This window comes from Sodalis sp. CWE (assembly GCF_019646055.1).
In the GTDB taxonomy this organism is placed as follows: domain Bacteria; phylum Pseudomonadota; class Gammaproteobacteria; order Enterobacterales; family Enterobacteriaceae; genus CWE.
In genome coordinates this window covers 263,951-275,658 of sequence record NZ_JAESFE010000001.1, presented here as the reverse complement: position 1 = coordinate 275,658, position 11,708 = coordinate 263,951, and the positions used below count along the sequence as shown (strand labels likewise).

The window sequence follows — 11,708 nt, the reverse complement described above, 5'->3', positions numbered from 1 at the left end:
ATTCTTAACATATTTATTTATCATAATGACTTGTTTAAATTAAAATAAAATTTCTGTATGGGATAAACAAATTTTATGTGTTTGAAACACATAGCAATTTCAATTGAAATATTTTATAAAATAATGCCTAGAGAATATTTGAATAGTTACCTAGTTAAACTTAACAGAATCTTTTAAGATTAAATTCTTTACAAGAATTATTATTCCTAATAATCAAAGATGAAAATGACATAAAAAATGCTTTAGTCGATTTAATCTTATGAAAAGGAAGATAGTTTTTAATCGAAAAAGCTTTAGCAAGAGAATCAGTTTTATCGCACAAACAGTTAACTTAAAAGTTATGACATATACAATCAAATTGATCTATCATTTCTAATTTTTGGTTAAAGGTTTTACTTGCAAGCAAAAATTAATTGTAGTAGATATGTATTATCTAATTAAAATTAGAAATCCTATGGAAAACAAATCACTAATCAAACAATATTCTTTAATAGAAGAAATAATTAGTAGTGTTACTCATGGTTTAGGAGTAGTATTTAGCATTATTGGTTTAATTTTAATGCTTAATCAAGCAGAAAAATCTGGTGCCAATGCTCTCGTTATGATGAGCTATGGTCTCTATGGTGGAAGCATGATTTTGCTTTACCTATCCTCAACTTTATACCATGCTATTACTAACCTTCGGACTAAAAATTGGCTTAAAAAAATTGATCATTGTGCAATTTATGTGTTAATTGCCGGTACTTATACACCACTTTTACTGGTTGTTCTGGCTTCTTCTATAGCCAAATGGTTAGTAATAACTATTTGGATCATGGCAATAAGCGGAATTATATTCAAATTAGTAATAAATCGTAGTTTTCGGATTATCTCGATTATTACTTATTTAAGTATGGGGTGGTTTTCAATAATACTTATATATCAGCTTTTTCAAAAATTACCTATTACGAATTTTTTGTTATTGAGTGCTGGAGGCATGATTTATTCACTAGGAGTAGTTTTCTATCTTTGGGAACGAATACCTTTTAATCATGCTATATGGCATGGATTTGTTCTGATAGGGACCGTTTGTCATTTTCTAGCTATTCATCTTTTCGAGAATTGATCAAAATAATTTAAATATTTAAGCACTAAAACGAAGGAACTAAATATATTGATTAATATCATTGATTATGGCACGGAAGAGACTGTATAGATAAAAGACTATTGACGTCATTACATACACGTAGCAAATCACTAGATGCTAAATTATTATTTAATACTGCCTGCACCAAAGCAGTACCTTTATCTGATCGACAGGAAGCTAGAACTATTCCTGTACGTCTCCAATCCTTTTTTACCTTAAGCTCTAATGAATCGCCCACGGTAGGAAGTTTATTTGCTTTACCAGATAAAAAATAAAGAGACTTTTTGTTAGTCCCACAATACTTAGCACGCGCTACTGTTTCTTGACCCAAGTAACATCCTTTATTAAAGCTAATAGCATTTAATGCCTCTGCATTAGTTGACTGAGGGATAAATTTAGTAATGTTAGCTATATCAATGATTGGATAACCCGATTCAATATCTAGTAATAGCCACTGTTGGCTATCTTTAAGTTGAGTTTCTTTACTCAACATATAATATAACATATTACGAACTGTTGGTGTTGTTATTAGTAAATACCGTGGTATTGGAAGACTAAAATAAATTAATACAGTATCATGATGGTGGCTTACAGGATAAGACTTATCTGGAACAGAAAAAAAATGTTCTAGCATTTTTTTAGCTTGTGTACCTGCTATTCCTAATAAGGTTGTATTATCATCAGTAATAATTTCTGTTTTAGAGAAAATAGAGAATTTTTTTAATTCAGCAACTTGAATATCTCGTACGCTCCGACGTTCGATAAGCGCAATTCCATTGCGATAATGAAAAACAAGTAAATGGCTAAACATTTTTCCTTTGGAATTGCAATGAGCAGCAAAACTAAAATGATTAAAATCTAGCGATAGAATATCGCATGTTAATTGTCCTTGAAGATATTTTTTAGCATCTTTACCATTAACTATCACTAACGCCCAATCTTCTAGAGAAATAAGAGATAAAGATAAATATTTAGATAGCGATGGCGGTAAACATGCATAAAAAGGAACTTGAGTTAATAATGACACAAAGGATCTCCTTAACTTGAAAAGCTAATAGTACTTTTTTAAGAGTAAAAATAATATAAATAATTATCAAAGATTGAAATAGAAATAACAAATCAGTTTATTGTGCAACTAATTAATTTGAACTTTTTTATAAAAAACAATCAAAAAAAGGAAAATACAGTAATCAATTACTAAAGTACAAACTATCTTTCTAGTTGAAAACAATTTTTACTAATCAAAAATGTAAAAACATAAGTAAGATTACTACACTAATGATGAGTAGAAAGATCAAACTGGATTTGATAAGACTAAGTTGAGGTTTTTAATCCTTGTAAAGGAATATTAGTTTCTCATAAGCAATCTACCACTATTAACCAATTAAATCCTTTACAAAAATTTTTATTATAAACATTGTATTTTTTACTCTGGTCTGTGAGATAATCTTTATAAGAACTGTGAAGGTGCTTAGTTCTTTCTTAAGAAGAAAAATTAAAAATTAATTTATGTTTGAAATTCATCAAGTAAAAAGTCGTATCCGAGATTTATTAGAGAGGATATTTCTTATAAAGAAATTTTTTGATTACGATTCTAAAATAAAATACTTTAATAAAATAAAAATACAATTAGAGCAGCCGAATATTTGGAATGAACCAAAGCAAGCACGGGCTTTAAGTAAGGAATATTCATCCCTAGAATCAACGATAAAGTCTATTCAAAAACTCACAAAAAATTTAAAAAATACTAGTGACCTATTAACGCTTGCAATAGAAGAAAAAGATGAAGAAACTTTTTTTGAAGTTCAGTCTGAACTGAATGATTTGGAAATACAATTAACTAAATTAGAGTTACATCGTATGTTTTTAAATAAACATGATGGCGCTGACTGCTATATCGACATTCAAGCTGGATCTGGAGGGATAGAAGCTCAGGACTGGGCTAGCATGTTGCTTAGAATGTACCTACGATGGGCTGAATCACATCGATTCAAAACTGAAATCATCGAAGAGTCCGAAGGAGAAATAGCTGGCATCAAATCGACAACGATAAAAGTTATAGGAAACTATGCATATGGTTGGTTACGCACAGAATCTGGCGTACATAGATTAGTGCGAAAAAGTCCTTTTGATTCTGGAGGTCGTCGTCATACGTCGTTTAGTTCTACTTTTGTTTATCCAGAAATCAACGACGATGTTACCGTTAAAATTAGTCCAACAGATCTTCATATTGATGTTTATCGTGCTTCTGGTGCAGGAGGACAACATGTCAATCGAACTGAATCTGCCGTACGTATTACTCATTTGCCAACAAACATTGTCACTCAATGTCAAAGCGATCGTTCGCAACACAAGAACAAAGATCAAGCAATGAGACAGCTAAAGGCTAAATTATATGAATTTGAATTAAGAAAAAAGAACGCAGAAAAAAAAAAGTTAGAAGATTCTAAATCAAATATCGGATGGGGAAATCAGATTCGTTCATACGTGCTTGATGATTCTCGGGTTAAAGATCTTCGTACTGGAGTAGAAACGCGTAATGTCCAGTCAATCTTGGACGGAGATCTAGATAATTTTATTAAAGCTAGCCTTAAAACAGGATTATAAAGGAATTTACCAAAATATATTTAAAGTACAATCCAATGAATCGCCAGCTACTAAACCTCAATGAGGAAGTTCGTTCTCGTCGAAGAAAGCTCGCTCAACTACGTAAGCAAGGCACTGCTTTTCCCAATGATTTTCGTCGAGATTCTTTGTCTAACGAATTGCATATTCTTTATGATAAAAGAAGTAACCAAGAACTAAAAAAATTAGATATCGAAGTCAGAATTGCTGGGCGAATAATGACTCGTCGAATTATAGGAAAAGCTTCTTTTATTACTTTACAGGATAAAAGTGGAAAAATTCAGTTATATATTTCTCAAAATTATTTTCCAGAGGAACAATATAATAAAAAAATTAAGCAATGGGACCTTGGGGATATTATTGGTGCACGTGGTAAACTATTTAAAACCCGTACAGGCGAATTGTCAGTGCGATGTATTGAAATCCGATTGCTAACTAAGGCAATTCGTCCGCTTCCAAATAAATTTCACGGATTAGCTGATCAGGAAACTCGTTATCGACAACGATATCTTGATTTAATTGTTAATGATAACTCGCGTCAAATTTTTAAAACTCGTTCTCGTATTATAGCAGAAATTCGTCGATTTATGATGGATAATGACTTCATAGAAGTAGAGACGCCAATGATACAGGCTATTCCAGGAGGTGGTTTGGCGCGTCCATTTATTACTCATTACAATGCATTAAATGTTAATATGTATTTGCGTATTGCACCTGAACTATACTTAAAACAATTAGTAGTAGGAGGATTTGAGCGAGTGTTTGAAATTAATCGAAATTTTCGTAATGAAGGTTTGTCTCCTCGTCACAATCCAGAATTTACTATGATGGAATTCTACATGGCTTATGCGGACTATCTTGATTTAATGAAAATGATAGAAACATTATGCTATACGTTAGTGCAGCGGGTATTTAACAAAAGTAAAATTAACTATGGACAACAAACGTTTGACTTTAGTAATCCATTTGCAAAAATGACCATGAAAGAAGCTATTTTTCGTTTTTTGCCAAAGATTCGTTCTGAAGAATTGAACGATATAAATTTAGCCTCTGCTGTTGCAGAGTCCCTTAACATCAAAATTAATAAACATTGGGGATTAGGCCGAATTCAAGCTAAAATTTTTGTAGAAAAAGTACAAGACCAGCTCATTCAACCAATTTTTATTACATCTTATCCAACTGAGATTTCTCCATTAGCAAGACAAAGTGACGATAACCCGTTCTTTACTGATCGCTTTGAACTCTTCATTGGGGGTCTTGAAATTGGTAATGGTTTTTCCGAACTCAATGATTCCGAATATCAAACAATGCGGTTTTCTGAGCAAATTAAATCTAAAGAACCTGGTGGTAACAAAACACTATTCGATGAAGATTACATCACTGCCCTAGAATACGGGCTACCACCTACTGCTGGATTTGGAATTGGTATTGATCGATTAATTATGATTCTAACTAACAGTCATACTATTCGAGATGTAATTCTTTTTCCAACAATGCGTCCAAAAAAAACAATTTAAATAAATTCTCATCTTTAAAAGATAAAAAAATAATTCTTTTTTCCACTGCTGTTTTTTCTATATAGGTATTCCATTAAGTCAGGACAAAGTTCAAAAAATTTTTTTCTAGTTTTATTTTTTTAAACGACATGTTAATTACACAATTAGTTTGTAGAACTTTATATAAACAATATATTCAATGAACTACATAATATTTGGAAAAAACAATATTCTTGTAGATTGTATTAAACATTGTTATGTTAATTATCGCTTAAGTAAATAGGCAATAAATATAGAGTTGAGTGATTAAACGTTGACTTCTGACTATTTATAAATTCGATTACACTTAAATCGTGCCTCTTAGGTGCTAACGAAAAATTCATATAAAGTAAATGAAGTTATTAATCTTTTCTTATTTATAGAGATAATCTATATTCTTTATCAAAGATAAGAAATTTTTCTAGTGTATTTGCTTTTACTAAAAAGCTACTAATTTTAATTAGTTAAATAAATTATTAGTAATTTATTTTGAACCAATGATTATTGCTTGCTTTTTTTTATTTTATTAAATCCGGGATTTAAATTAAGTCCAAAGGGTTTTTTTATCTAAAAGGCTAATTATTTCATTTTGTCAATTTTGATCCCTTTTATCCTGAAAGGGAAAGCAGTATATTGATCTAGATTGCTATAAGTCTTCTTTTCTCTTTAAAAGTATTAAGTCGTTTAACTAAACCGCTATGACGTTGAGTTTTAGTGAGAATAGTGTATCGCATTATTTCTTTGCTAGCATGAATTGATAGCCTTGACTTAGCACGTGTTACTGCCGTATATAATAGTTCTCTTGTTAAAATAGGAACACTATAATTAGGAAGCACTAGTGTCACTTGTTGAAATTCTGAACCTTGAGATTTATGCACTGTCATTGCAAAGGCGGTTTCATGTTTTGGAAGGCGACTTAGTGCCACCGTTTTTATTTTTCCATTCGGCAAAGAAAAACACGCTTGAAGAAGCGGGCATCCATTTTTTTCATCTTCTTTCTTAAAAAGAATAACACCTATATCACCGTTATATAGTTCTAAAGATGGATCATTACACATGACCATTATCGGTCGACCGGCATAGTGTTTATTTTTCGTGCTGTCGATAATAAATAATCCAGCTTGACTTAAATTGTTCTCAATACGATTATTAAGACCTTCAACTCCAAACGGTCCTTCACGTAAAGCGCATAACAAACGAAACTGATTAAAGGATCTTAAAATAACAGCTGGTTGATCAAAGTTTTTAATTCGCTTTAGGTAATCTGAGTATCCGTTGATACATGTTTTTATTATAAGTTCATATTCTTCTTTTTGATCACATAGTGATGAGTAGTTTATATCTGAAATCGTCTCGGATGTCAATAAAGATAACACACCTTCACTATCGCCAATATTAATCATATCTGCCAAACGGCCAATGTCAGAATTTTCGTCAAAACGATAACTTTTGTTAAGCAAACATAGACTATCAGCTACATTGAAATTAGTATCGATATTGTTGTTTGTTTTGTTATTATTTGGTAATACACAGCCTGTTATTCGCATAAGTCTTCTTTTTTGTTTAAAACTGTATCCACTTTTAGCAAAGTGAAAAATATCTCTTAATACTGACCCTGCTTCTATTGGAAGTAATTGGTGACAATCTCCTAAAAGGATAACCTTTGCCTGCAAAGGAATTGCATCTATGATTTTAGCCATCATTGGTAAATCAATCATGGACGCTTCATCTATCACTAAAATATCCACATAAAGAAGATTATTGCGGTGGTAACGAGTCTTATTGCTGTCAGGTTGTATACCAAGTAAATGATGTAATGTAACGGCGAAGCAAGGAAGTCTCAGTTTTTGTTTTTTTTCTAAGCCTAAATGTTTTAACGACAAATGTACGACTTCGCTTAATCGAACCGCTGCTTTTCCAGTGGGTGCCGCCATTAATATACGTAAGTTTTTTCCGTTACTAAGTTGCAGTAATGCTGCTAAAATTTTTGAAACAGTAAAGGTTTTCCCAGTTCCAGGTGCTCCAGATATTACTGATATTGAACGAGTTATTGCTATTGCTACAGCGATTTTGTTCCAGTCAATATTTGTTAATTTGTTACTACTAATTTCCATAGGAAAAAAATCATTTAATATGACTTTGATTTTTTTCTCATCATTTTCCGATATAGGAAAGGATTGAGCTGTATTAAAGAATTTTGCTACTTCACACTCATATCGCCACATACGATGCAAGTATAAAAGTTGGTTTTCCATGTCTAGTACTAATGGAGTTTGGTGAGAACCATTACTAACTGCCTGTGATGCTAGTAAAATTTTTTCCCACTCGTCTACAGAGGAACATCCAGCTTTTTCCCATGCTTTTTTGGCTAAAATAGGCATTTTTCCATCAAATAATTTCTCTGGAGTCAACATTTTGATTGGTAAACAAGTATGACCAGCACCAGTATCAGCACTTAACCAAGCGCTAACTAACATTAATGCTGGCTGGGTTGGTGTTGCCACCATAAGAGCAAATTGAATATCTATTGATCTCCATAGGTTTAATTGTTTTGCTTCGTAAAGAATGGACTCCATTAGTAATGCTTTCTCCTATTTTTTTATTTTTTAGAATCATTTTTTTTAATAAAAAGGTCGTCTAATTTATCGATTAGATTTTTATTTGGACGATAGTAAAAAATGCTTCTTTCTAGTTCCGCTGTTTCGGCTCCACGTAGAAAAAAATAATATATACCTCCAAAATCACGTGAATAAAAATAGTCAGACAGACGAGAACGTAAATAACGATGGACAGCTAGAGTATACAATTGATATTGTAAATCGTAGCGATGAAAAATCATAGTTTTCTCTATTGCTGTTCTAGTATATGCAGCATTTCCGTTGCCTAACCAGTTGGATTTATAGTCCAAAAGGTAGTAACGTCCTTGCCAACGAAATACTAAATCAATAACACCCTTTAATATTCCTTTAATTTGAGGAAAGTGTAGTGGTGGGCTTTTTGCGGATAAAGGATCGTAATGCCTACAAAGTGAGTCTATATTATGTGCCTGCACTAAAGAATCAATAGAAAGGTGAAATTCTAATTCAGTACAACTGCTATTAGCATCTATATTTGTGAGAGATAGGGTATTGTTTTTATTTAATCGCATAGCGACAATTTTTTCTATCCAATCGGCTATTACCGGCATCCAAACAGTGTCGATATCATGCTGTATCAGTTCTTTTTTTAATTGTTTTTTGTTTATTGGTTTTTTAAAATCTATTATTTCTAATACGCGATGTAAAAATATTCCTGTTTCTGTTCCTCGTGGGAATGAATGTATTGTTAATTGTGGCATTTCATATGTTTTTTTTTCTCCTTTGTTTTCACCATCTATTAGATTTGCTGCACTTGACATACTTGATTGTAGTTTCGTCATTAAAGACTGATGATTGTATCGCTGTAATTCAGAATAACCGGTTATCTTCCAAGAATCTCGAGGAAATTTTATGAGACATTGGCGAGCTTGTAAAACTGGAGTTTGTTTTGATAATGAAAAAAGTGAGAAATATGATTTTTTTATTTTTTGAGCTTCTTTGCATAAAGAAATGTCTCCACCAGATCTTTTTTCAAGTGCCAATAGTTGTGCGTGCAAATATTCAGAGTTACCTTTATGCCCTTGTTGGATTAGATAACCGAGTGCACTTAAATGCAAATCACTAGCGCCAACTTTTTTACGATTGCCTCGATATAGCGGAGCAATACCAAGACTACAATGATATACAGAACGTGTTATTGCTACATATAATAACCGCAAATCTTCTGCAAGTCGTTCTTCTTCTGCTAATTGCATATTTTCCTTTTTTTTACAAAGATCTAGCCATACTAAAAATGTTTTTCTGTCATGAAATAGAGGTTGTTTTTGTATACGAAAAGAAGCGGCGAAAGGCAAGAATACTATTGGAAATTCTAGTCCTTTCGATTTATGTATTGTAATAATTTGCACCATAGGACGATCATTCTCTAACCGTATACATTGGGTTTCTTCTTGTACACTAGGAGTTTCTATTTGTGATATTAACCATTTAACCAAAGAATCTTCATTTTTTAAATGAAATGAAGATTCTTGCAATAATTCACCTAAATGTAAGATATTTGTTAATCGATGTTCGCCATTTTGATTAACTAAAAGATTTTCTGCAATACAATAATCTATCATTATTTGGCGAAGCATTGAGAATATTCCATCTTTCTTCCAAAGAAAGCGATAATTCATAAATTTTTCGATTTGTTGCGCCAAACATTGCTCATTGCTATTTAAAGCATCAATATCAAGGGCATTAAGACCTAATAGTTTGGTAGATAGTGCAGTACGTAATGTATTATCTTTTTCTGGAGCTAATATTGCTTGTAATATCCAAAGTAATTCATGTGCTTCTGAAGTACAAAAAATATTTTCCTGATTAGAAAGATATACGGTTGGGATCATGAGTTCTGATAGTGCAGCACGTACTATGCAGGCTTCCTCCCTATTGCGTACCAATATTGTAATGTCTGAAGCCGTTAATCGTCGTTGGCTTCCTTGACAATAATTTTCCAACCAGGCCTTTTCGTTATGTGAAGCAAATAACCACTCATGGATGGTAGTGGCACATAAACGTGCCATGTAGTATTGATATTCGTTTATATTTACACCTTTTCCTGGCTGCAACCACATTCGTAATGCTGGTTGTGGTTTTCCTTGTATTATTAGTCGTAAAAAAATGTTGTTTTTGTGAACTTTCATTGGAGAAAATTGAATTTTATTAAAAATAAATGGGTTATAAAGATTCTGAAATAATTGATTTACAGCATTGACCATTCCAGAAGAAGAACGCCAGTTTGTATCAAAAGTATAACAAGTGTTTACTTCAACGCGAGCATTTATATAAGCAAAAATATTTGCTTTTCCTTGAAAAGTGTAAATTGCTTGTTTTGGATCACCTATTAGAAGTAGTACACAGTTAGATTTATTTTTATAAATGCGAAAAAAGATACGCTGTTGTCGTAGGTCAATATCTTGAAACTCATCAATTATAGCCATTGGATATTGTAAGCGAATTGATTTTGCAAGTTTTCCATTATCTCTTTCTATTATTTGGTCAAAATAACTTAGCAAATCATTAAATCCAATTTCTCCTTGGCAATGTTTTTCTTGTTGTACTGATTGTCGTATTTCTTTTAAAGCTTTTAAAAAAAATAGATTTCGCAAAGAACTTCTGTAATGATAGAAAGTTTCTATTGAATTACATAATGCATGAAAGGATGAATTCTGATTGGTTATCGTTTTTTCTAGTACAAAAATTGTGAATTGTTTTAACTCAACTGGCGCACAATAGTCGATAGTAGGTTGATTTGCCCAAAAATCTATTTTGTCTATCCAAGATAGGATGTTCTTTCTATTATAGACATGTGGATCAAGGTTATAGCAGGAAAGAATTTTTAGAAGATTAGACGAAATTGAAAGCCATTTCTTTTTTAGTGTATTAATATTAGCAATAATGTGTGTATGTTGTGCCAAAAAAGACATACTAAATTCTTTTGAATCATCTACTAAAATAGTAGGAGTAGGTTCCCTGTACAAATAAGGAAGTAAATCTGCTAGTAAATTTTCTGGTCCTTTCCAATGTTGTCGTATTATTTTTGCAACTTCTAATGGAAGAGAATAACAGTGTCGACGCCAAAAATCAGCACTTGCCTGATGATATAGTTTGGATTCATCTTTTATTATCGACTGCTGAAATAAAATATCTGACTTAATTACATTAAAAGCTAGTACGTGACGACAAAAACCATGAATAGTAAAAATAGACGCTTTATCCATTTCCTGTTCCGCTCTAAGCAAATATAAGGAGGCAAGTTGATGATCATTAAGTTGTCCTAAAAAAGCGCTGAATAACGCATTCTCGCTTTTACCTTGACAGCAGGCTAGTCTAAGCTTATGAATATATTCATAAATACTGGCACGAAATTCTTCGATTGAAGCCTTTTTGAAAGTTATTACTAATATTTCTTCTACTTTTAATGGACGAGAAAAGTTTGTCGAAGTACTATTAAGTCCAAGCAGTAAACGAAGATAAAGAGTGATAAAGGTATGAGTTTTGCCTGTTCCCGCTGATGATTCAATAAGGCAAATACCTTTTAGTGGTGAAATTAAGACATTGGGGTTATTGTAAATTTTCAATGTGGTAATCCTTACCTTCAAACTATTCAGCCATAAGAAGAATAACATTGTAAGGATGATTTTACTCTATCAGAAATTATGTAACTAACTAATCTTAGTTGATAATAAAAAGATTTCTAATATTGGAATAATTTCTCAATTACCATAACTGCAAAAATATTTAAGATTCTTCTTTAAAAAAGAAGTTAAGTTATTTTCCTTCTTATTATTGAATTTTTTA

General features: G+C 31.8%; 6 protein-coding genes. 3 read left to right on the top strand and 3 right to left on the bottom strand.

The genetic code is table 11. The annotated features are described in order from the left end of the window. Window positions 1-454 precede the first annotated feature (454 nt). Window positions 455-1,105 (top strand): hemolysin III family protein, encoded by a 651-nt coding sequence (locus JK145_RS01095; RefSeq protein ID WP_220665243.1) that lies wholly within the window; start codon window positions 455-457, stop codon window positions 1,103-1,105. Window positions 1,106-1,163: 58 nt separating this feature from the next. On the opposite strand, the gene ygfZ is transcribed toward JK145_RS01095, so the two are convergent. Further along, complete coding sequence (ygfZ, locus tag JK145_RS01090; RefSeq protein ID WP_220665029.1) at window positions 1,164-2,153, bottom strand: tRNA-modifying protein YgfZ; 990 nt, start codon at window positions 2,151-2,153, stop codon at window positions 1,164-1,166. A gap of 482 nt (window positions 2,154-2,635) precedes the next feature. Here ygfZ and prfB point away from each other — a divergent pair, with 482 nt between their 5' ends. Further along, window positions 2,636-3,733, top strand: coding sequence for a peptide chain release factor 2 (gene prfB / locus JK145_RS01085; RefSeq protein WP_220665028.1), 1,098 nt, complete (start codon window positions 2,636-2,638; stop codon window positions 3,731-3,733). Window positions 3,734-3,768: 35 nt separating this feature from the next. Then, complete coding sequence (lysS, locus tag JK145_RS01080; protein ID WP_220665027.1) at window positions 3,769-5,268, top strand: lysine--tRNA ligase; 1,500 nt, start codon at window positions 3,769-3,771, stop codon at window positions 5,266-5,268. 656 nt (window positions 5,269-5,924) lie between these two features. Here the strand turns inward: lysS and recD are convergent. Both recD and recB read right to left on the bottom strand, forming a co-directional pair. After that, window positions 5,925-7,862, bottom strand: coding sequence for an exodeoxyribonuclease V subunit alpha (gene recD / locus JK145_RS01075; RefSeq protein WP_220665026.1), 1,938 nt, complete (start codon window positions 7,860-7,862; stop codon window positions 5,925-5,927). A 23-nt stretch (window positions 7,863-7,885) separates the two neighbouring features. After that, window positions 7,886-11,488: an exodeoxyribonuclease V subunit beta gene (gene recB, locus JK145_RS01070; protein ID WP_255555780.1), complete on the bottom strand. Its 3,603-nt coding sequence runs from the start codon at window positions 11,486-11,488 to the stop codon at window positions 7,886-7,888. Window positions 11,489-11,708: the final 220 nt, after the last annotated feature.

Bases quoted from the DNA above. Each gene is read 5' to 3' on its own strand.
- prfB (WP_220665028.1), top strand. From the start codon at position 2,636: ATGTTTGAAATTCATCAAGTAAAAAGTCGTATCCGAGATTTATTAGAG.
- lysS (WP_220665027.1), top strand. From the start codon at position 3,769: ATGAATCGCCAGCTACTAAACCTCAATGAGGAAGTTCGTTCTCGTCGA.
- recD (WP_220665026.1), bottom strand. From the start codon at position 7,862: ATGGAGTCCATTCTTTACGAAGCAAAACAATTAAACCTATGGAGATCA.
- JK145_RS01095 (WP_220665243.1), top strand. From the start codon at position 455: ATGGAAAACAAATCACTAATCAAACAATATTCTTTAATAGAAGAAATA.